Raw genomic sequence first — 19,759 nt, forward strand, 5'->3', positions numbered from 1 at the left:
GCTGGCGCGCGACTTCCTGCGGGATCGCCGCATTGAGCGGCGCTGGCGCACCGCCTTCCGGTTGTTCTGGCTCGTGCTTGCGGCCCTGCTGGTCTACAGCCTTTGGCAGGGGAGGCACATGACGCCGTCGGTCGCGCCGCACACGGCCCTCGTCGAGGTGCGTGGCGAGATTGCCGCCGACTCCGAGGCCAGTGCTGAGCTGTTGCTGGCCGCGCTGAAGGACGCCTTCAAGGACGACGCAGCCCAGGCCGTCGTGCTGCGCATCAATTCGCCCGGCGGCAGCCCGGTGCAGGCCGGCATCGTCTATGACGAGATCAAGCGGCTGCGCAAGCTGTACGGCAAGCCGGTCTACGCCGTGGTCGAGGAGATGTGCGCCTCGGGGGCGTACTACATCGCTGCGGCGGCCGACGAAATCTATGTCGACAAGGCGTCGGTGGTCGGCTCCATCGGCGTGCTGATGGACGGCTTCGGTTTCACGGGGCTGATGGACAAGGTCGGCGTCGAGCGTCGCCTGCTGACCGCCGGTGAGAACAAGGGCATGCTGGACCCCTTCAGCCCGATGCAGCCCAAGCAGCGCGCCTTTGCCCAGGCCATGCTCGACCAGATCCACCAGCAGTTCATCGCCGTCGTGCGCGAGGGCCGCGGCAAGCGGTTGAAGGAAACGCCCGACACTTTCTCGGGCCTGTTCTGGAACGGCGAGCAAGCCGTCGCGCTCGGTCTGGCCGACCACTTTGGCAATCTGGACTATGTGGCCCGCGAGATCGTCAAGGCCGAGGAGGTCGTCGATTACACGCCCAAGGACAACGTGGCCGAGCGTCTGGCCAAGCGCTTCGGCGCAGCGGCCGGCGCGGGCGCCGTGAGGGCGTTTCGCGACATGGCGCCCATCCGCTGATTGACCCGGGCGCGGGTTTCGGCGCCCGAGGCCGTAATTTGCATATTTCCAAACGGTCGTTCGCGAAATCTAGGGTTATCACTAGGATGCCGGTCTGTTTCTTCTGCGACGGCGTGCGCCCCCTTGGGCGGCGCTGCGCCAGACCGGTGATAGAACTAGAACAAGTCCATAAATCCTATGCCGTCGGCCGGCAACGCATCACGGCGCTGCGTGGCGTCGATCTGCGTATCGAAGCCGGTGAGGTGTTCGGCATCATCGGTGCGTCGGGTGCCGGCAAGAGCACGTTGCTGCGCCTGATCAACCTGCTCGAGCGGCCCGACAGCGGTGCAGTGCGCGTCGCCGGGGAAGACCTGCTGGCGCTGGGCAACGCGGGCCTGCGGGCCGCGCGCCAGCGCATCGGCATGATCTTCCAGCACTTCAACCTGCTGTCCAGCAAGACCGTCGCCGAGAACGTGGCCTGGCCGCTGAAGATCTCCGGTGGACACGCGGCGGGCGACATCTCGAAGCGCGTCGATGCGCTGCTGGATCGCGTCGGTCTGGCAGACCAGGCCAGCAAGTACCCGGCCCAGCTCTCAGGCGGGCAGAAGCAGCGTGTCGGCATCGCCCGCGCGCTGGCCACCGGGCCGCGTGTGCTGCTGTGCGACGAGGCCACCAGTGCGCTGGACCCCGAGACCACGCGAGCGATCCTGACCCTGCTCGGCGAACTCAATCGCGAGCTCGGACTGACCATCGTGCTGATCACGCACGAGATGGAGGTGGTGCGCCGCGTCTGCGACCGCGTCGCGGTCATCGATGGCGGCCTGATCGTCGAGCAGGGGCCGGTGGCCGACGTCTTCCTGCATCCGCGGCATGCCGCGACGCGACGCTTTGTGCGGGAGGCCGAGCATGTGGACGAGGGCCAGTTGCTGGATGACTTCTCGCAGGTGCCCGGGCACCTGCTTCAACTGACCTTCCGAGGCGAACGCACCTACGACCCGCTACTGGGTGAAGTGGCGCGCCGTACCGGACTGGACTTCGGAATCCTGTCGGGCCGCATCGACCGTATCAAGGACCAGCCCTATGGCCAGCTGACGATCTCGGTGGCTGGCGGTGATCTGGACGCGGCCCGCTCGCTGCTCGAAGCGCGCGGCGTGCACGTGGAGGTGCTGCGCTGATGGACGCCTTGCTGAACGCCGTTGACTGGGCCGAGATCGGCCTGGCCTCCTGGGACACGCTGCTGATGCTGGGCGGCTCGCTGCTGTTCACCGTGGTGCTGGGTCTGCCGCTGGGCGTGGCGCTGTTCCTTTTCGACCGCGGCCAGTTGTTGGCGGCGCCACGTGTCTACGGGCTGCTGTCGCTGGTGGTGAACGTGCTGCGCTCGCTGCCCTTCGTGATCCTGTTGATCGTGCTGATCCCGTTCACGCTGCTGGTAGCCGGCACCTCGCTCGGCGTGGCTGGCGCGATACCGCCCCTGGTGGTTGGTGCGACGCCGTTCCTGGCCCGGCTGGTGGAGGGGGCCCTGCGCGGCGTCGACCGCGGCATCGTCGAGGCGGGGCTGGCCATGGGCGCGTCGACGCGGCAGATCGTCTGGCAGGCATTGCTGCCCGAGGCGCGGCCGGCGCTGTGGTCTGCGGTCACGGTCACTTCGATCACGCTGGTCGGCTACACGGCGATGTCCGGGGTGATCGGCGGCGGCGGCCTGGGCGACCTGGCGATCCGCTTCGGCTACCAGCGTTTCCAGACCGAGGTGATGGTGGTGACGGTCGTGCTGCTGCTGTTGCTGGTGCAGCTGTTGCAGATGCTTGGCGACTGGCTGGTGCGGCGTTGTACGCACCGCTGATTGCCTCCCTTTTCTCATTTCTTTGTCGTACCCAGAGGAGTCCTTCCCCATGAAAAGCAAGATCATCCTGGCGCTGGCCGCCCTGGCGCTGGCCGCAGCCGCCAACGCCGCCGACAAGCTGACGGTGGCCGCCACCGCGGTGCCGCATGCGGAGATCCTGGAATTCGTCAAGCCGGCGTTGGCCAAGCAGGGTGTGGAGCTGGAGGTGAAGGTGTTCACCGACTATGTGCAGCCCAATGTGCAGGTCGCCGAGAAGCGCCTGGACGCCAACTTCTTCCAGCACAAGCCCTACCTGGCCGAATTCAACAAGGGAAAGGGCGCCAACCTGCAGCCGGTGGTCGCGGTGCACGTGGAGCCCTTCGGTGCCTATTCCAGCAAGCACAAGGCGCTGGCCGACGTCCCCGCCGGTGGCACGGTCGCAATCCCGAACGATCCCAGCAACGCCGGCCGCGCGCTGCTGCTGCTGGATCGCGCAGGCGTCATCAAGCTCAAGAGTACGGACAACATCCTGGCCACGCCGCGCGACATTGCCGACAACCCCAAGAAGCTGAAGTTCCGCGAGATCGAGGCCGCCACGCTGCCGCGCATCCTGCCGCAGGTGGACCTGGCGCTGATCAACACCAACTACGCGCTGGAAGCCAAGCTCAATCCGGTGAAGAACGCGCTGGCCATCGAGGACGCCCGTTCGCCATACGCCAACTGGCTGGTGGCGCGCGCGGACAACAAGGACACGCCGGCGCTGAGAAAGCTGGCCGCGGCGCTGAACAGCGCCGAGGTGAAGAAGTTCATCGAGACCAAGTACGGCGGCGCGGTGGTGCCGGCGTTCTGAGCGTCACTGTTGACGCAACCAGAAAGCCCGGCCTGGTCCGGGCTTTCTTGGTTCAGGAGGTCATCGTGCCGCGCGACGGCGGCGCGCGGCCAGCAGCGCCGCAAGGCCCAGGCCGACCAGCGCGACGGAGCCTGGTTCCGGCAGCGCCTGCGCATTGGGCGTCTGCGGCCGCACGCTGGTCGTGCCCGGGATGGGCGCGTCGTTGACCTGCATGCTGGTGTACCAGTTGTTCACGACAACCTGACCGTTGATCTGGCCCCAGCCTTGATTGACCGTGGCGTCCAGCGCCAGCAGCGAGGCGTTGATGCCGCCGTTCAGCAGCACGTTGACGGCGTCCACCAGGTTGAAGATGACCTGGCCCTTCTCGAAGCCCGTGTAGCCGTGGTTGCCGAAGTCCACCGTGCTGCCGTGCACGTTGATGAGCACCTGCGAGCCTGCGGCCAGGCCATCAATCTGCATGTTCTTCAACAGGTCTGCAGCCTGGACGTCGAAGACGGCCAGCGACTGGCCGCTCGCGTCGAAGTGAAGCGTGCCCCACTTGTCGTAGGCGGAGGCTGTGTTGGCCATCGCGTCCCAGGTCTGCGAGAGCAGGCTCAGCCGCGCGCGCTCCGCGGCGAAATCGAAATCCGTGCCGGACTGCACGCCGCCCTTGACCGTGCCGGATTGCGACGGCGTGTAGCTGCCGCCCACCTGCACGCCGCCCCAGATGGAGCCGTTCGTGAAATTCAGGTTGCCGCCCACGGTCAGGCCGGTGCCGGTGTAGAGCGCGCTGGAGCCGGTCTTGGTATTGATGGAGTGGCCGCTGATATTGGCGTTGCCACCGACAGCCACGCGGCCCTCCACGTCGCTGCTGTTCACGGTCATGTTGCCAAGGGCCAGCAGGTTGAGGCTGGCGTCCAGGCCCAGCGTGACCGGCCCGGCATGGGCGGCACAGGTGACGAAAACGGCTGCGAGAAGGGCAAGGCGGCGCATCGGGCGTGAGTGGGTTGACGTAGCTCCGCAGTCTAGGAAGCCGTCCCTCGCATGCGCCACGCTCCGATGTGGGGGTGGGCGAGGTGCTTCGCGAAGCAGTTCACGATTTGCCTGTCTCTAAGCTGTCCTGCCAACGAAAAAGGCCGCAGCCCAAGGGGCTGCGGCCTTGCGCGGAGCGCTGTGGCGCTTACTGCGTCTTGGTCTCGGTCTTTGCGTCGGTCTTGGCGGCCTCGCCGGTCTTGGCTTCGGCGTGCTTCTTCTTGGCATGGTGCTTGTGGCCGTGCTTGGCACCGCTGGCGGCTTCGGCGGGCGCGGCGGCCGCAGCCGGCGTGGCAGTCGTCGAGGTGGCAGCCGGCTTGGCGGCCGGTGCCGGCGTTGCGGCCGGTGCCGGGGTCTGTGCCAGGGCCACGCCCGAGGCGAGCGTGATGAGGGCGGTGGCGAGGGTGGTCTTCAGCGAGTTCATCTTCAAGGCTCCAGGGTGGTTGGGTTTCGGATCGGCTTCGCGAGAGCTTGCGACGACAACGAGGGCCTGACATCGCCGGTTGACCCCTGCTGCCTGCGTTGCAAAACATTACAAGCGGACCAGAATCGGACCTCATGAGAACCTTCGACTGGAAGACCGGCTATCCGAGTCGGCGCAGCCCGCTGTTTGCCCGCAACATCGTCTCGACTTCGCATCCACTCGCGGCCCAAGCCGGCCTGCGCGTGCTGCAGGCCGGTGGCAATGCGGTCGACGCGGCCATTGCCACGGCGGCCTGCATGACGCTGGTGGAGCCCTGCAGCAACGGCTTGGGCTCGGATGCCTTCTGCATCCTCTGGGATGGCCAGCAACTGCACGGCCTGAATGCGTCGGGACCGGCGCCTGCCGCTTGGACCCCCGGCTTCTTCGCCGGCCGGGCCTTGCCGATGCGTGGCTGGAGCTCGGTCACCGTGCCCGGCGCGGTGGGCGGCTGGGCAGTCCTGAGCGAACGTTTCGGCAAGCTGCCGTTCGGGGACCTGATGCAGCCGGCGATCGAGATCGCCGAGCGCGGCTATGCCGTGCCGCCCATCGTGCGGGGTAAGTGGGCGATGGCGGCCGAACTGGGCGAACTCACGTCGCAGCCCGGGTTCGCGCAGGCTTTCCTGCCCAGCGGGCGAGTACCCGAGGTGGGTGAGCTGTTTCGCTTCCCCGATGCGGCGCGCAGCCTGAGGCTGATCGCCGAGAGCCGTGGCGAGACCTTCTACCGCGGCGAGATCGCCGCCGCGCTGGCTCGCTTTGCCCGCGAGACCGGCGGCGCGCTGACCGAGGCCGACCTGGCAGCCTACAGGCCTGAATGGGTCACGCCGCTGGCCAAGGACTTCGCTGGCCACACGCTGCACGAGATCCCGCCCAACGGCCAGGGCATCGCGGCGCAGATGGCACTGGGGCTGTTGGCGCACTGGGATATCGCGGCTTATGCAGTCGACAGTCCCGAGGCCCAGCACCTGATGATCGAGGCGATGAAGCTGGCCTTCGCCGACGTCTACCGCTTCGTGGCTGAACCCGGCGCGATGCCGGTCAGCGCGGCGCAGTTGCTGGACCCCGGCTACCTCGCGGCCCGAGCCAGGCTCATCGACCCGGCCCGCGCCCAGGTTTTCGGGGCCGGCAACCCCGTCAAGGGCGGCACCATCTACCTCACCGCTGCTGACGAGCGCGGCATGATGGTCAGCTTCATCCAGAGCAACTACATGGGTTTTGGGTCCGGCCTGGTGTTGCCGGGCTACGGCGTCAGTCTGCAGAACCGGGGTCACTGCTTCACGCTGGAGGCGGGCCATCCCAACCAGGTGGCGCCCGGCAAGCGACCCTTCCACACCATCATTCCTGGCTTCCTGACCCGGGACGGCGCGCCCGTCATGAGCTTCGGCGTCATGGGCGGCAACATGCAGCCGCAAGGCCACCTGCAGACGCTGGTGCGCATGCTCAGGTACGGCCAGAACCCCCAGGCGGCGTGTGACGCGCCGCGCTGGCGCTTCAACGAGGGCCTGTCGATCAACGTCGAGCCGCACATGCCGGCCGCCACCCTCGCGGCGCTGCAAGCCCGCGGCCACCAGATCGGCGACATCCACGACAGCTACCAGGACTTCGGCGCTGGGCAGTTCATCTGGCGGCAAGGCGACCCGGGTGTCGACGGCTACGTGGCTGCCAGCGACCCGCGGCGCGACGGCGCGGCCGTGGGCTGGTGATGCTGGAGGCGCTGCGCCTGAATCCCGGCGACGATCTGCGTGGCGCGCTGGAGGCGGCCGGGCGCACCGGCTTCGTCGTCGCGGGCATTGGCAGCTTGGGCGGCGCGCAGTTGCGCTTCGCCGGCGAACCGGGTCCGACGGCCCTCGGCGGGCCGCTGGAGATCCTCACATTGAGCGGCAGCCTCACGCCGGACGGTGCCCACCTGCATGCCAGCGTGGCGGATGCGTCGGGGCGAGTGTTCGGCGGTCATGTCTGTGCCGGCTGCGAGGTGCGCACGACGGCCGAGCTGCTCGTTGTGCTGCTGCCCGCGGGGGCACTGGCCCGCGCGTTCGACGTGGCGACCGGCCACGCCGAGCTGCAGGTGCGCCGCCCATGACGGCCGGCACGCGACATCGGCCAGCGGCGCTGCTAGCATGCTGCCCATGACCAAGTTGCTTGATCTCGACTGACGCACTTCGCGTGCCGTTCATCCTGGCGGGGCCGCCCCTGCCTGTCGAGTCTCGAAAGCAACAAGTCATGTTCACCCGTCTGATTCAGTACTTCACCCTTGCGCCCGGCGACCTGCTGCGCGACGCGGTCTACCGGCGGCTTTGGTCGTCCATTCTGATTTCCTCGTTGGGCGGCCAGATCACGATGCTGGCCCTGCCGCTGACGGCCGCCGTGCTGCTCAACGCCAGCCCCACTCAGATGGGCTTGCTGCAGGCGATGGAGATCCTCCCCTTCGTGCTGTTCTCGCTGCCGGCCGGCGTGCTGCTGGATCGCGTGCGCAAGCTGCCCGTGTACGTCTGGGGCGAGAGCCTGCTGGCGGTCGCCGTGGCCACGGTGCCCGTCGCAGCCTGGCTGGGCATCCTCAGCATGGGCTGGCTCTACGTTGTCGGCTTCGTGCTGGGATGCGTCTACACGGTGGCCGGCAGCGCGGCGCAGATCGTGCTGACCCAAGTGGTGCCGCGTGAGCGGCTGGTGGAGGCGCATGCGAAGAACGCGCTGGCCTCGTCGGGCGCTGAAGTCGCAGGCCCGGGCCTGGCCGGCGCGCTGATCAAGCTCGTCGGCGCGCCGCTGGCCCTGGCCGTGGACGCGCTGCTGCTGCTGATCTCGGCCGCCATCCTGCGCGGCATCCAGGTCAAGGAAGCGCTGATCGAGCGGCGCGGACAGGCCTTCTGGAGCGAGCTGAAGGCTGGCCTGCGCTTCGTGCGGGAGCGTCCGCTTCTGGTCAGCCTGGCCACGGCGACAGGCAGCTGGCAGCTCTTCCACAACGCAGCGCTGGTGGTGCAGATCCTGTACGCCACGCGTGAGCTGCACTTGTCCCCGCAGACGGTGGGCCTGTCCTACGTCGCGCTGGGGGCTGGCACGGTGCTGGCCAGCATCTTCGGTCACCGCATCAGCCGTCGCATCGGGCCGGGGCCCTGCCTGGTGCTGGGCTATGCGGCTTGCGGCGTCGGCTGGCTGCAGCTCGCGCTGACACCGGCCGGCACGGCGGGCGTGTTCAGCTTCGGGGTGATGCTGTTTGCCTTCGGTGTCGGTGCCGTGCTGATCTTCATTAACTTCCTGTCGCTGCGTCAGGCCGTCACGCCCGCGCCGATGCTAGGTCGCATGACCAGCACGATGCGCTGGCTCATCCTGCTGCCCGCCGGCCCTGGTGCCTTGATCGGCGGCTGGCTGGGCGAGCACCTGGGTCTGCGCTCGGCGCTGGCCTTCTCCGGCGTGGGGGCCTGCCTGTTGGCAGTGCTGGCGTGGCGCCATCCTGTGATCCGCGGCGTGCGTGAGCTGCCCAAGCCGGTGGAGGTGGTGACGGCATGAGAGCTCCCACCGACCCTCCACTGATCGACGTCCCCGAGCGCCTGGACGGCGAGCGCACCGTGTTGCTGGCGCCGCGCGCCGGCTCCGGTGCCGAGATGGCGATCGTCATCGCGCAGTCCCTTTCGCACCTTCGGCCCTGGATGCCGTGGGCGCAGGATGCCCCGACGGCCGAGAGCTCGGAGCTCGTGGTGCGGCGGATGCAGGCCGACTTCATCGCCCGCCGGGACCTGTGCTTCCACATCCATGCCCGCCGTTCTGACGGCAGCGCCGGCCGGTTGCTGGGCGGTACGGGCCTGCACCGCATCGACTGGGCCGTGCGCTGCTTCGAGATCGGCTACTGGATACGCCCGGACGCCGCCGGCCAGGGCCATGTCAGCGAGACCGTGCGGCTGCTTTCGGCGCTGGCCTTTGACGGGCTGGCGGCGCGCCGCGTCGAGATCCGCTGCGACCGGCGCAACACCAGGAGCCGCGCCGTGGCCGAGCGCTGCGGATTCGAACTCGAAGGCGTCCTGCGCAACAACGTGCTCGGGGTGGACGGCCACCCGCGCGACACCTGCGTCTACTCGCGGGTCGACGCGCCGGCAGCCTGAGCGTCAGAACAGGGCCGCCTTGAGGCTGACCTTGTAAGTGCGGCCGTACTGCTCGTATTGGTAGTTCATCGAGGGCACGCCGACGTAGGTGTAGTAGTGCTCGTTGTTGAGGTTGACGCCTTCGAACATGAGCTGCACCGAGGGCGTGATCCTGACACTGACCGACAGGTCCACCTGTCGCTGGCCCGCGACGACCTGGTCCTGCGCGGCGCTGGTCACGTCGCTGCCGAACTGCAGCAGGTACTTGGACTTGTGATTGAGCGCCAGCCGCGTGCTGACCGGACCGGATTCATAGCCCAGCATCAGGTTGACGGTGGTGTCGGACTGGCCCGGCATGCGGGTGCGGCGGGTCAGCTGGGCTTTGCTGGCGCCGTCGTAGCGGCCTACGTCGGCGCTGGAATGCGTGAAGGCCGCGTTGGCGCCGATGATGAAGCCGCTCATCCAGCCCGGCAGCTGGCGCAGTTGGTGCTGGTAGGACAGCTCCAGACCCCGTACTGAGGCCTTGGGGCCGTTGGCATAGCCGGTCACACTGGTGTAGGCGGCCCATTCACCGGTGCCGGCGAGGTTGGTGGCGTAGGTGAAGTCCTTGATGTCCTTGTGGAAGAGGTAGGCCGACACCGCGCCATCGTTGCCCAGCATGCGTTCCAGCCCCAGGTCGAGGTTGCGGGCGCGCATGGGGTTGAGCAGCGGGTTCCCCAGCGTCGCCTCGGTCGTGCTGCTGAGCGTGACGGCCGGGGAAAGCTGGTCGAAGTTGGCGCGCACGACCGTGTTCGTCCACGCGGCTCGCAGGCTGGTGTCGCGGTCCAGTTTGTAGCGGGTGTGCAGGCCTGGCAGCCAGTGGCCGTAGCTGCGGCCGAACTGCGTCGGCGAGAGAACGCCGGCGACGGAGCTGGCGTTGCCGTTGGCGCTGAAACGTGTGCGCTCATGCCGCACGCCGGCCAACACGTTCCAGGCGGGCGAGAGGTCAAGCGAGGCCTGCAGGTAGCCTGCGTCGATGTCCTCATGGGTGACGTAGTCGGCCAGCGCCGAAGCGGCCGCCACGCGTGCGGCGTCGCGCGGCAGTGCAGCCAGGCGGGTGCGAACCGCGGCCGAATCGATGGCCGGGCCGATGTCGCCCATGCCGAACTCCAGCGTCGAGCCCGTCACGAAGGTCGCCATTGATGTCGACCCTGCACCCCAGTAGTTGCCGCTGCTGGCGGAGTTGCTGCTGTAGGCCCACTGCTCGGTGTCATTGCGCTTCTCGCGGCGGCTGAGCTTGGCGCCAAACTTCAGGTCCAGCTTGCCGCCGCCGGCCAGCGTAAAGGCGCGGGTCAGGTCCACGCGTCCGTTGTGCTCGTCGTCGTCGCTGCTGCGCTGCTGCAGCGTGAAGCCGTTCAACGTGTACTTGCTGGCGTCGTAGAGCGCGGCAGGACCGGTCAGCAGTGGCTTCACCGTGTCGGTGAAGCCCACGCCGGCCACGTTGTTCTGGCGGAAGCGCGCGTCGTTGATCTGTTCCGGCGTGCGCTCCTTGCCCTTCCCCAGGCCGACGTTGGCCTGTAGCAGCCAGTCGGTCCATTCCTGTTCGGTGGCCAGCACCAGTGAGCCGAGGGAGCGCGTGTACTTGCGGGCTCGCAGGCGGCGCTCGGCGCGCACTGTGGCCGTCTCGCCCTCGGCGACTCCGCCGCCGGTGACGTTGCTGATGGTCAGGCGGTCGCGCTCCTCGTCGTCGCTGAAGCGGGCCAGGATGGCGCGCAGCGACCAGCTCTGGCCGGCAGCCGGCCTGTAGTCCAGGTTGGCCGCGAAGGCATTGCGCTCGCGCTCGGGGCGGTAGTGGCGCAGCTCGACGCCGGCCAGCTTGGTGCCGCTCCATGCGCCGTCGGTCTCGACGTCCTCGGAGCCAAACTTGCGCCGGTCGACGTTCAGCGCCGCGGCGATGCCCACCTGGCCGTCCATCAGCCGCGTGGCGCCCAACAGGCTGGCGCCGGGGCTGTTCCGCCCCGTGAGCTGGTCTCGGCTCATCGAGACGCCGGCGCTCAGCAGGCTGGCCGGCAGGTCGAAGGCTGACAGCGTCTTGACCTCCACCGTGCCGCCCAGCGAGTTGGCGTCCATGTCGGGCGTCAGCGACTTGATGACTTCCAGCGAGCGGATCAGGCCCGACGGCAGCACGTCCATGCTGACGCCGCGGCGACTGGCTTCGGGCGAGGGCACCAGCGAGCCGTTGATCGTGATCGTGTTCATGTCGGGACCGAGGCCGCGCACGACGACGTAGCGCCCCTCGCCCTGGTCGCGCTGCACCGACACGCCCGGCAGCCGCGCAAGCGCTTCGGCGGCGTTGGCGTCGGGCAGCGCGCCGATGTCGTCGGCGACGACGGCACTGACGATGTTGTCCGCGTTCTCCTGCATCTTCAGCGACTTGCGCAGGCTGGACGCCTGGCCGGTCACGACTATGGCCTCGACCTTCTCGGGCTTGGTCTGCGCTCGGGCGGGCGCGGCCAGCAGCGTGGCGATGGCCGCGGTCAGTGCGGTCAGAGCGGTCGAGTTGTTGTCACGGAACATCAATAAGCTCACGAGATGGAAACAAAGACCGCGCAGCCTAGGAAGGCAATGCGAATCGGCGATGACATCGCCCGAACGTTGCTGGCCTGCCTCGGCCTGAGCCTGCCGTTGCTGGCACAGGCCGCGGGAACTCTCGGCACCAAGACGTCGTACGCGCCGCACCAGGACGCCGCGAGCTACGAGGCCGCGCCGGCGGGCTATATGCCCGTGGCGGTGCAGCTCGTTGCCCGCCATGGCAGCCGCGGCCTGACCAAGCCGGGCAGCGACGAAGCTGCGCTGCAGCTGTGGCGCGAGGCCGACGCCCTGGGGGTGCTGACACCGCTGGGCCGGCGCTTCGGTGCGGACCTGCAGCGCTTCATCGCGGCGCAACGACGCGTCGGCTACGGCAATCTGAGCCGGCTCGGCGTTGTCGAGCACGAGCAGCTGGCACAGCGCATGGTGGCCAGGCTGCCGCTGCTATTCGGCGCGGGCCCCGGCGTGGAGGTGCTCAGCTCTGGCGTGGACCGCGCCGTCGACAGCTCACGCAGCTTCACCGCGGCGCTGCAGCACGCGGCTCCAAAGGCGCGTGTGCCGGCGAGCTGGGGTTCGGACCGCTTCCTGCTGTACTTCCACCGCCTCAGCGAATCGCGCGACGTGGCCGACACGCCGGCGCGTCAGGCCACGCTCAGGCGCAGCCTTGCGTACCAGGTGTGGCAGCGCGGGCCGGCGCAGACAGCGCAGCAACGCCGCATCGCTGCCGACCCACGCTTGCCCGCCGCAGCGCGCAGCGTGCTGGCCGGCCTCTACGACGCCGACTTCGTTGCCCGGATCGACAACCCCGCGGAGGCGGCCCAGCATGTCGTCGACCTGCGCGGCGCGGCGGCCGGCCTGAGGCTGGAGCTGGACGGAGATTTCTCGGCCTATGTGCCGGCCGATGCGGCGGCCGTGTTCGCTGAGCTGGGCGATACCGAGGACTTCTATCGCAAGGGGCCGGGCCTGGTCGAGACCGGCCCCGTGACCTATGAGATCGCGACACAGTTGCTCGATGACATGCTGGACCGGCTGGTCCGCGGTGAGGGGGCAGTGCTGCGCTTCACCCACGCCGAGATCATCTCGCCGCTGGTGTCGGCCATCGGTATTGCCGGCGTGCACGGGCCGCTGCCGCGCGAGCGTGCCTACAGCTATTCAACAAGCCCCTGGCGCACCGAGAGCGTCATCCCGATGGCGGCCAATGTGCAGTGGGAAGTCTGGCGTGGCGCACAGGGTGAGCGCCTGGTGCGCATGCTGCTCAACGAGGGCGAGGCCGACTTCAAGCCGGCCTGTGATGCGGCGCGGCTGCGGCCCGGCAGCCACTTCTACCGCGTGACGGCGCTGCTCAGCTGCTACCGGGACCCAGGCGATCCACCGCGTCGGTGATGATCCCGTCGATGCCATCGGCGATCAGCCGCTCGGCCACCGAGGCGTCGTTGACCGTGTAGACCAGCGCCCGCCAGCCCCTGGCGTGCAGGCGCTCGATGAGGGCGCGGTCCATCAACTGCCAGTCGGTGATGACGGCAACGACGTCCAGCGCCGCGGCGGCCTCGGGCCAGCCGTGCCACAGTTCCTCCAGCAGCAGCGCCCGGGGCAGGGCGGGCTCGGCGTCGCGCGCGGCGGCAAGGGCTTCGGGCTTGAAGCTGCTCAGCAGTGGCGGCAGGGCGCCAGCCCAGAGCCGCGCCGCCTCGCGGGCGACGGCCGCGCCGGTGCGGGCCTCGTCGCCGGGGCAGGGCTTGATCTCCACGTTCAGCATGCAGGCGTTGGCCTGGCAGAACGCGGCGATCTGCGCGAAACGCGGCAGTGGCTCGGCGGCGTAGGGCGGGCTGTGCCAGCTGCCGGCGTCCAGCCGGGCCAGCGCTGCCCAGTCCAGGCCGGCGGGCGAGCCCTGCCCGTTGCTGGTGCGCTCCAGGGTGTCGTCATGCAGCAAAAAGGCTTCGCCGTCCCGGCTGAGCTTGACGTCACATTCGAAGGCTCGGAAGCCGAAATCGCCGCCCAACCTGAACGCGGCCAGCGTGTTCTCCGGGGCGAGCTTGCCGGCGCCGCGGTGGGCGAGCCAAAGGGGATAGAGCCAGGGCTTCATCCCGCGCATTCTGGGGTGAAACCCCCCTGCGCTACGATCCTCGGCCGCTCCCTTTTTCCTCTATGAACGCCCCGCATCCCCTGATGCCGGTCGCCGCTGACGCGGCCGACACGCACGCAGACGCACCGCGCCTGCGAGAGATTCCGTACAACTACACGTCGTTCTCCGACCGCGAGATCGTCATCCGGCTGCTGGGCTCTCGCGCCTGGGAGTTGCTGGACAAGCTGCGGCTGGAGCGGCGTACCGGCCGATCCGCGCGCATGCTGTACGAGGTGCTGGGCGACATCTGGGTGGTGCAGCGCAATCCGTACCTGCAGGACGACCTGCTGGACAACCCCAAGCGCCGCGCCTTGCTGATCGAGGCCCTGCATCACCGTCTGGCCGAGGTGCAAAAGCGCCGCGACCCGGCGAGCGACCCGCAGCGTGACGCCGCCGTGGGCGAGCTGCTGCAGGCCGCGCGCGGCGCGGTGGCGGAGTTCGCCAAGTTCTTCGACAGCGTCACCACGCTGCGCAAGCGCGCCGCCAAGACACTGGCCCGCCACACGGCTAAGGACAACATCAAGTTCGACGGCCTGTCCCGCGTGTCCCACGTGACGGACGCGACGGACTGGCGCGTGGAGTACCCGTTCGTCGTGCTCACGCCCGACACCGAGGCCGAGATGGCAGGGCTGGTGGGGGCCTGTTTCGAGCTGGGCCTGACCGTCATCCCGCGTGGGGGCGGCACGGGCTACACGGGCGGCGCAGTGCCGCTGGTCTGGAACAGCGCTGTCATCAACACCGAGAAGCTCGAGGCGTTGCGCGGCGTCGAGATGTTGAAGCTGCCGGGCCTGGACCGGGAGGTGCCGACCATCTTCAGCGAGGCGGGCGTCGTCACGCAGCGCGTGGCGGACCTGGCCGAGGCTCATGGATTCGTCTTCGCCGTGGACCCAACCTCGGCCGAGGCCAGCTGCATCGGCGGCAATGTGGCCATGAACGCGGGCGGCAAGAAGGCCGTGCTGTGGGGCACGGCGCTGGACAACCTGGTGAGCTGGAAGATGGTGACGCCGGAGGCCAAGTGGCTGGAGGTCGTGCGCCTCAACCACAACCTCGGCAAGATCCATGACGTTGAGGTGGCGAGCTTCGAGCTGCGCTACTTTGATGCTGCTGGCAAGGCGTTGGAGCGCACCGAGCGGCTGGACATCCCGGGTCGCGTCTTCCGCAAGGAAGGTCTCGGCAAGGACGTGACGGACAAGTTCCTTGCGGGCTTGCCGGGCATTCAGAAGGAAGGCTGCGACGGGCTGATCACCAGCGCGCGCTGGATCGTGCACCGCATGCCGGCGCACACGCGCACGGTCTGCCTGGAGTTCTTCGGCAATCCCAAGGATTGCGTGCCCAGCATCGTCGACATCAAGGACTACATGTTCTCGATTGCCGACACCGGCGTGCTGTTGGCCGGCCTGGAGCATCTGGACGACCGCTACTTGAAGGCGGTGGGCTATGCCACCAAAAGCAAGCGCGGCGGCCTGCCCAAGATGGTGCTGGTGGGCGACATCGTCGGCGACGATGCAGACGCGGTGGCTCGCGCCACTTCCGAGGTCGTTCGCCTGGCCAACGGCCGTTCGGGCGAGGGCTTCGTCGCTGTCAGCGCCGATGCGCGCAAGAAGTTCTGGCTGGACCGCAAGCGCACCGCAGCCATCAGCAAGCACACCAACGCGTTCAAGGTGAACGAGGACGTGGTGATCCCGCTGCACCGCATGGGCGAGTACACGCTGGGCATCGAGCGCATCAACATCGAGCTGAGTCTGCGCAACAAGCTGGAGCTGGTGACGGCACTGCGGGCGCTCTTCGCGGCCGGCAAGCTGCCGCTGGGCAAGAGCGATGACGCGGGAGAGATCCCCAGCGCCGAGCTGCTCGAGGACCGCGTGCAGCAGGCGCTGGCGCTGTTGCGGGAGGTGGGTGAGCTGTGGCGGCAATGGCTGGACGGGCTGGACAGTGCCGGCTTCTTCGAAAAGCTGCAGACGCATGAGCTCCGCGCCTCGTGGCGGACACAGATCCTCAAGCCGCTGCAGGCGCTCTTCAGCGGCGCGGCCTTCGAGCCGCTCCTGGTCGAGTGCAAGCGCATCCACAAGGAGGTGCTGCGCGGTCGCGTCTGGGTGGCCCTGCACATGCATGCCGGTGACGGCAACGTGCATACCAACATACCCGTCAACAGCGACAACTACCAGATGCTGCAGACTGCCCATGAGGCCGTGGCGCGCATCATGACGCTGGCCCGCTCGCTGGACGGTGTCATCTCCGGAGAGCACGGCATCGGCATCACCAAGGTCGAGTTCCTGACCGACGCCGAGTTGGCCGCGTTCACCGAGTACAAGCAGCGCATTGACCCCGAAGGCCGTTTCAACAAAGGCAAGCTGCTCAAGGACGCAGACCTGCGCAATGCCTACACGCCATCCTTCGGCCTGATGGGGCATGAGTCGCTGATCATGCAGCAGAGCGACATCGGCGAGATCGCCAATTCGGTCAAAGACTGCCTTCGCTGCGGCAAGTGCAAGCCGGTCTGTGCCACGCATGTGCCGCGCGCCAACCTGCTCTACAGCCCGCGCAACAAGATCCTCGCCACGTCGCTGCTCGTGGAGGCTTTCCTGTACGAGGAGCAGACGCGCCGCGGCGTGTCCATCAAGCACTGGCAGGAGTTCGAAGATGTGGCCGACCACTGCACGGTCTGCCACAAATGCCTGACGCCTTGCCCGGTCAAGATTGACTTCGGCGATGTGACGATGAACATGCGCAACCTGTTGCGCAAGATGGGCCAGAAGACCTGGCGCCCCGGCAATGCTGCCGCCATGTTCATGCTGAACGCGACGAACCCGGAGACCATCAAGCTGGCGCGCACGGCCATGGTGGGCATCGGCTTCAAGGCTCAGCGCCTGGCCGTGGACCTGTTCAAGCCCGCGGGTCGCAAGCAGACGGCCGCGCCGCCTGCCACCGTCGGCGCCGCGCCGGTCAAGGAACAGGTCATCCACTTCATCAACAAGAAGCTGCCTGGCGGCCTGCCCAAGAAGACGGCGCGGGCGCTGCTGGACATCGAGGACAAGAACTACGTGCCCATCATCCGCCCGCCGGCCACGCCGAGCGAGACGGAGGCAGTGTTCTATTTCCCCGGCTGCGGTTCGGAGCGCCTGTTCAGCCAGGTGGGTCTGGCGACGCAGGCCATGCTCTGGCATGCCGGCGTACAGACGGTGCTCCCGCCCGGCTACCTGTGCTGCGGCTACCCGCAGCGCGGCTCCGGCCAGTTCGACAAGGCCGAGAAGATGATCACCGACAACCGGGTGCTCTTCCACCGCGTCGCCAACACGCTGAACTACTTGGACATCAAGACCATCGTGGTCAGCTGCGGGACCTGCTACGACCAGTTGCAGGGCTACAAGTTCGAGGACATCTTCCCCGGTTGCCGCATCATCGACATCCACGAGTACTTGCTGGAGAAGGGCATCACGCTGGGCTCCAAGAGCAGCTACCTGTACCACGACCCCTGCCATTCGCCGATGAAGCAGCAGGAGCCGATGAAGACGGTGAAGGCGCTGGTGGGCGAGAACGTCGTCAAGAACGAGCGCTGCTGCGGCGAGAGCGGAACGCTGGGCGTGACCAGGCCTGACATCTCCACCCAGGTTCGCTTCCGCAAGGAAGAGGAACTGCGCAAGACCGAAGCCCAGCTGCGCGCGAGCGGCAAGGTGGGGGCGGACGACAACCTGAAGATCCTGACTTCCTGCCCCAGTTGCCTGCAGGGCCTGAGCCGCTACGGCAATGACCTGCAGAACGGCTTGCTCGAAGCCGACTACATCGTCGTCGAGATGGCCAGGCAGATCCTCGGCGAAAACTGGATGCCCGACTACGTGGCCAAGGCCAACAGCGGCGGCATCGAGCGGGTGCTGGTGTGACGCTGGCCGGCTACCTGCGCACCGCCTTCAGGTGGCAGCGCGGGCGCCAAGGCGGTGGCTACGACAAGATGCTGCTGCTCACTGCACGCTGGCCGTTGCCGTTCGACAGCTACTTGATCCGTTACCCCGAGGGCAGCGCCATCGCGCCACACACCGACCCGGTGCAAGCGGGACGCCACTACCGGCTCAACCTCGTCTTGAAGGCCTCGCCGCAGGGCGGCGAGTTCATCTGCGCGACGCCGATCTGGGAGAGCCGGCGCATCAAATTCTTTCGCCCCGACGCCTGCGAGCACAGCGTGACGCGTGTCGAAGGCGGCAGCCGCTACGTGCTGTCGCTGGGCTGGGTACTCGGAGGCCAATGACATGAATTGCCCGCTCTGCGTGACCGATGGCGGCCTCGTTGTCGCGCGTACCTCCCAGTTCCGCATCGTGCGGGTCGTCGAGGGTGAAGAGGCGCTGCGCTTCCCGGCCTTCTATCGCCTCGTCTGGTCGGCCCATGTGGCCGAGTTCAGCGACCTCGCGGATGCGGACAGGCATGCCTGCATGGACGCCGTCACCGAGATCGAGCGGACCTTGAGGTCGTTGCTCGCGCCGACCAAGGTCAACATCGCCAGCCTCGGCAACGTGGTGCCGCACCTGCATTGGCACGTCATCGGGCGTTTCGACTGGGACAGTCATTTCCCGGCACCGGTCTGGGCCGCCCCTCAGCGCGAAGTGCCCGGCGGCGCGGCAGCCCGACTGCGGCTGCCACTGCAACGCGTCGACGAGGCCGTCGCTCAGTCGCTGAGCAGCGCCACCCGGTAGCCCGCGCGCGCGAAGCCGGCCGCGCGCTGGGGACGGTTGTCAGGGTCGATGAAGTCGACGCTGAAGCGATAGACCTGTGTGCCGGCGGAGGCCTGTGCCCCGCAGTCCAGACGGCTGACGGCCTGGCGCACGGCGCGCTGAATCGTGTGCGAGAGGCCCTTGGTCTGCACGTCCGTGACTTCACCGCCGTCGACGACGAACTGGACCTTGACCTGGCCCCTGCCACGTTCGCGCTCCCAGGTGGTTTGCAGCGCATCCTGCAGCTGCTCTTCGAGGGCCTGGCAGTTGGCGTGCACGTCGTAGCGCGCGGGCGCTTGAATGACGTGGCCACTGACCTCGACGCGTGCGAGGTCGGCAGGCTCGGCCAGCGCGGGGCCGGCCGTCAACGTCAGCGTGAGGGCGCAGGCAAGGCCGGCGAACAGGCCATTGAGCAGGGGCGAGCGCTGAGCGATGGAGTAGCGGATGGGCATGATGAGCTCCTGTGGGGTCTGGACAAGCAGGGGACGCGAACGCGTCGACCTGTTCTCAGGCTAGGCGCCCGAGTGAGCGGCCCCAAGCCGCAAGCGATGAGTTGCCGCTGCCATGCGACGACACGCCGAAAACCCCGGCTGAACTGCAGCGCACCGCCGTCATGCGTTTGGGCACCTGGATGCCACTCGTCATGGGGCCGGCGAAGCGCAGGTGCCTGCCGGCATGACTTCCTTCATCGCTTAGTGCATCTCGACCAGAGCGACTCGCCGCGGGTGGGTATCGGGCGTGGTGCCTGGCCCGTGATCCGGGGCGGCGAAGACGATGCTCATCCTGTAGAGGTGGGTGCCGTCCTGCCCGTCAGAGCATTCGAGACGGCCGACGGCGCGCCGCACGTCGCGCATTGCCCGGAACGACAGACCGCTGCGCGTGTTGACGGCCGTGACCTTGCCACCGGTGACGACAAAGCGGACGTCGATGGTGCCGTAATCGCGTTCGCGCCACCAGGTGGAGGTCAGTTCCTGCTGCAGCAGGGATTCGGCCTGCGCGCAGCTGGACAGCACGTCGTAGCGTGCCGCTGCCTCGACGACATGCCCGTCGACTTCGACGCGGCCGAGTTCGGCGGACTGGGCCGGCGCGCAGGCAGCGCCAAGGGCTAGTGCAGCGGCGCAGCTCAAGTCGGCGAACGGACGGACTCGTGCCGGTGTGCACCGGGCGCGGTGGAAGGGGATAGGCATGGCAGGCTCCTGGTGGGGCTGAAGGACAGGTCGACGCGACTTGCGTCGACCTGTCTTCAAGCTAGGCGCCTGCGGGTGCGCGCCCCATTCAGAAGCGATGAAGT

Annotated in this window: 18 protein-coding genes; 12 read left to right on the forward strand and 6 right to left on the reverse strand. The window is 68.0% G+C overall.

Translation table 11 applies throughout. From position 1 onward, the window contains the following. Position 1 precedes the first annotated feature (1 nt). The 4 genes from VGF12_RS21425 (at position 2) to VGF12_RS21440 (ending at position 3,540) form a co-directional block, all read left to right on the forward strand. Positions 2-892, forward strand: coding sequence for a S49 family peptidase (locus tag VGF12_RS21425; protein ID WP_414710176.1), 891 nt, complete (start codon positions 2-4; stop codon positions 890-892). A 146-nt stretch (positions 893-1,038) separates the two neighbouring features. Continuing rightward, positions 1,039-2,046: a methionine ABC transporter ATP-binding protein gene (locus VGF12_RS21430; RefSeq protein ID WP_331178078.1), complete on the forward strand. Its 1,008-nt coding sequence runs from the start codon at positions 1,039-1,041 to the stop codon at positions 2,044-2,046. Further along, positions 2,046-2,711: a methionine ABC transporter permease gene (locus tag VGF12_RS21435; RefSeq protein ID WP_331178079.1), complete on the forward strand. Its 666-nt coding sequence runs from the start codon at positions 2,046-2,048 to the stop codon at positions 2,709-2,711. Before VGF12_RS21430 ends, VGF12_RS21435 begins: the two co-directional genes overlap by 1 nt. A 49-nt stretch (positions 2,712-2,760) precedes the next feature. Then, positions 2,761-3,540, forward strand: a complete 780-nt coding sequence (locus VGF12_RS21440; RefSeq protein WP_331178080.1) for a MetQ/NlpA family ABC transporter substrate-binding protein — start codon at positions 2,761-2,763, stop codon at positions 3,538-3,540. Positions 3,541-3,600: 60 nt separating this feature from the next. Here the strand turns inward: VGF12_RS21440 and VGF12_RS21445 are convergent, their stop codons facing one another. Both VGF12_RS21445 and VGF12_RS21450 read right to left on the reverse strand, forming a co-directional pair. Next, on the reverse strand, positions 3,601-4,512 hold the full coding sequence (locus VGF12_RS21445; RefSeq protein ID WP_331178081.1) for a choice-of-anchor A family protein: 912 nt from the start codon (positions 4,510-4,512) through the stop codon (positions 3,601-3,603). Between the two features lie 187 nt (positions 4,513-4,699). Then, complete coding sequence (locus tag VGF12_RS21450) at positions 4,700-4,975, reverse strand: hypothetical protein (protein WP_331178082.1); 276 nt, start codon at positions 4,973-4,975, stop codon at positions 4,700-4,702. A gap of 134 nt (positions 4,976-5,109) precedes the next feature. Here VGF12_RS21450 and VGF12_RS21455 point away from each other — a divergent pair, with 134 nt between their 5' ends. From VGF12_RS21455 to VGF12_RS21470, 4 genes are all read left to right on the forward strand, one after another. Next, a complete protein-coding gene (locus VGF12_RS21455; RefSeq protein ID WP_331178083.1) occupies positions 5,110-6,714 on the forward strand; it encodes a gamma-glutamyltransferase family protein in 1,605 nt (534 codons plus the stop codon). Next, positions 6,714-7,091, forward strand: coding sequence for a PPC domain-containing DNA-binding protein (locus tag VGF12_RS21460; RefSeq protein ID WP_331178084.1), 378 nt, complete (start codon positions 6,714-6,716; stop codon positions 7,089-7,091). Before VGF12_RS21455 ends, VGF12_RS21460 begins: the two co-directional genes overlap by 1 nt. 140 nt (positions 7,092-7,231) lie before the next feature. Next, a complete protein-coding gene (locus VGF12_RS21465) occupies positions 7,232-8,512 on the forward strand; it encodes an MFS transporter (protein ID WP_331178085.1) in 1,281 nt (426 codons plus the stop codon). Further along, the gene (locus tag VGF12_RS21470; RefSeq protein WP_331178086.1) at positions 8,509-9,102 is read left to right on the forward strand and encodes a GNAT family protein; all 594 of its coding nucleotides are present in this window, start codon (positions 8,509-8,511) and stop codon (positions 9,100-9,102) included. The genes VGF12_RS21465 and VGF12_RS21470 overlap by 4 nt, the downstream gene beginning before the upstream one ends. A gap of 3 nt (positions 9,103-9,105) precedes the next feature. On the opposite strand, the gene VGF12_RS21475 is transcribed toward VGF12_RS21470, so the two are convergent. After that, positions 9,106-11,637: a TonB-dependent receptor gene (locus VGF12_RS21475; RefSeq protein WP_331178087.1), complete on the reverse strand. Its 2,532-nt coding sequence runs from the start codon at positions 11,635-11,637 to the stop codon at positions 9,106-9,108. A gap of 15 nt (positions 11,638-11,652) precedes the next feature. On the opposite strand from VGF12_RS21475, the gene VGF12_RS21480 reads away from it, so the two are divergent. Beyond that, entirely contained in the window at positions 11,653-13,032 is a 1,380-nt protein-coding gene (locus VGF12_RS21480; RefSeq protein ID WP_331178088.1) for a histidine-type phosphatase, read from the forward strand. On the opposite strand, the gene ugpQ is transcribed toward VGF12_RS21480, so the two are convergent. Beyond that, positions 12,992-13,729, reverse strand: a complete 738-nt coding sequence (gene ugpQ, locus VGF12_RS21485) for a glycerophosphodiester phosphodiesterase (RefSeq protein ID WP_331178089.1) — start codon at positions 13,727-13,729, stop codon at positions 12,992-12,994. The two genes, VGF12_RS21480 and ugpQ, sit on opposite strands and share 41 nt — an antisense overlap. A gap of 62 nt (positions 13,730-13,791) precedes the next feature. Here ugpQ and VGF12_RS21490 point away from each other — a divergent pair, with 62 nt between their 5' ends. Genes VGF12_RS21490 through VGF12_RS21500 form a run of 3 tightly spaced genes read left to right on the forward strand, consistent with a single transcriptional unit; the run spans position 13,792 to position 18,450 of the window. Then, complete coding sequence (locus VGF12_RS21490; protein WP_414710177.1) at positions 13,792-17,646, forward strand: DUF3683 domain-containing protein; 3,855 nt, start codon at positions 13,792-13,794, stop codon at positions 17,644-17,646. Beyond that, the gene (locus tag VGF12_RS21495) at positions 17,643-18,008 is read left to right on the forward strand and encodes a 2OG-Fe(II) oxygenase (RefSeq protein ID WP_331178091.1); all 366 of its coding nucleotides are present in this window, start codon (positions 17,643-17,645) and stop codon (positions 18,006-18,008) included. The genes VGF12_RS21490 and VGF12_RS21495 overlap by 4 nt, the downstream gene beginning before the upstream one ends. 1 nt (position 18,009) lies before the next feature. Beyond that, positions 18,010-18,450: an HIT family protein gene (locus VGF12_RS21500; protein ID WP_331178092.1), complete on the forward strand. Its 441-nt coding sequence runs from the start codon at positions 18,010-18,012 to the stop codon at positions 18,448-18,450. Here VGF12_RS21500 and VGF12_RS21505 read toward each other — a convergent pair. Both VGF12_RS21505 and VGF12_RS21510 read right to left on the reverse strand, forming a co-directional pair. Further along, positions 18,423-18,920, reverse strand: a complete 498-nt coding sequence (locus VGF12_RS21505; protein WP_331178093.1) for a hypothetical protein — start codon at positions 18,918-18,920, stop codon at positions 18,423-18,425. The genes VGF12_RS21500 and VGF12_RS21505 overlap by 28 nt on opposite strands. A gap of 240 nt (positions 18,921-19,160) precedes the next feature. Further along, entirely contained in the window at positions 19,161-19,655 is a 495-nt protein-coding gene (locus tag VGF12_RS21510) for a hypothetical protein (protein WP_331178094.1), read from the reverse strand. Between the last annotated feature and the right edge of the window lie 104 nt (positions 19,656-19,759).

The organism is Roseateles sp. (assembly GCF_036404855.1).
Lineage (GTDB): Bacteria > Pseudomonadota > Gammaproteobacteria > Burkholderiales > Burkholderiaceae_C > Pelomonas.

What these genes read in the sequence shown, in the direction of transcription:
- VGF12_RS21435 (WP_331178079.1), top strand. Translation starts at nt 2,046, where the DNA reads ATGGACGCCTTGCTGAACGCCGTTGACTGGGCCGAGATCGGCCTGGCC.
- VGF12_RS21440 (WP_331178080.1), top strand. Translation starts at nt 2,761, where the DNA reads ATGAAAAGCAAGATCATCCTGGCGCTGGCCGCCCTGGCGCTGGCCGCA.
- VGF12_RS21445 (WP_331178081.1), bottom strand. Translation starts at nt 4,512, where the DNA reads ATGCGCCGCCTTGCCCTTCTCGCAGCCGTTTTCGTCACCTGTGCCGCC.
- VGF12_RS21450 (WP_331178082.1), bottom strand. Translation starts at nt 4,975, where the DNA reads ATGAACTCGCTGAAGACCACCCTCGCCACCGCCCTCATCACGCTCGCC.
- VGF12_RS21455 (WP_331178083.1), top strand. Translation starts at nt 5,110, where the DNA reads ATGAGAACCTTCGACTGGAAGACCGGCTATCCGAGTCGGCGCAGCCCG.
- VGF12_RS21460 (WP_331178084.1), top strand. Translation starts at nt 6,714, where the DNA reads ATGCTGGAGGCGCTGCGCCTGAATCCCGGCGACGATCTGCGTGGCGCG.
- VGF12_RS21465 (WP_331178085.1), top strand. Translation starts at nt 7,232, where the DNA reads ATGTTCACCCGTCTGATTCAGTACTTCACCCTTGCGCCCGGCGACCTG.
- VGF12_RS21470 (WP_331178086.1), top strand. Translation starts at nt 8,509, where the DNA reads ATGAGAGCTCCCACCGACCCTCCACTGATCGACGTCCCCGAGCGCCTG.
- VGF12_RS21475 (WP_331178087.1), bottom strand. Translation starts at nt 11,637, where the DNA reads ATGTTCCGTGACAACAACTCGACCGCTCTGACCGCACTGACCGCGGCC.
- VGF12_RS21480 (WP_331178088.1), top strand. Translation starts at nt 11,653, where the DNA reads ATGGAAACAAAGACCGCGCAGCCTAGGAAGGCAATGCGAATCGGCGAT.
- ugpQ (WP_331178089.1), bottom strand. Translation starts at nt 13,729, where the DNA reads ATGAAGCCCTGGCTCTATCCCCTTTGGCTCGCCCACCGCGGCGCCGGC.
- VGF12_RS21490 (WP_414710177.1), top strand. Translation starts at nt 13,792, where the DNA reads ATGAACGCCCCGCATCCCCTGATGCCGGTCGCCGCTGACGCGGCCGAC.
- VGF12_RS21500 (WP_331178092.1), top strand. Translation starts at nt 18,010, where the DNA reads ATGAATTGCCCGCTCTGCGTGACCGATGGCGGCCTCGTTGTCGCGCGT.
- VGF12_RS21505 (WP_331178093.1), bottom strand. Translation starts at nt 18,920, where the DNA reads ATGCCCATCCGCTACTCCATCGCTCAGCGCTCGCCCCTGCTCAATGGC.
- VGF12_RS21510 (WP_331178094.1), bottom strand. Translation starts at nt 19,655, where the DNA reads ATGCCTATCCCCTTCCACCGCGCCCGGTGCACACCGGCACGAGTCCGT.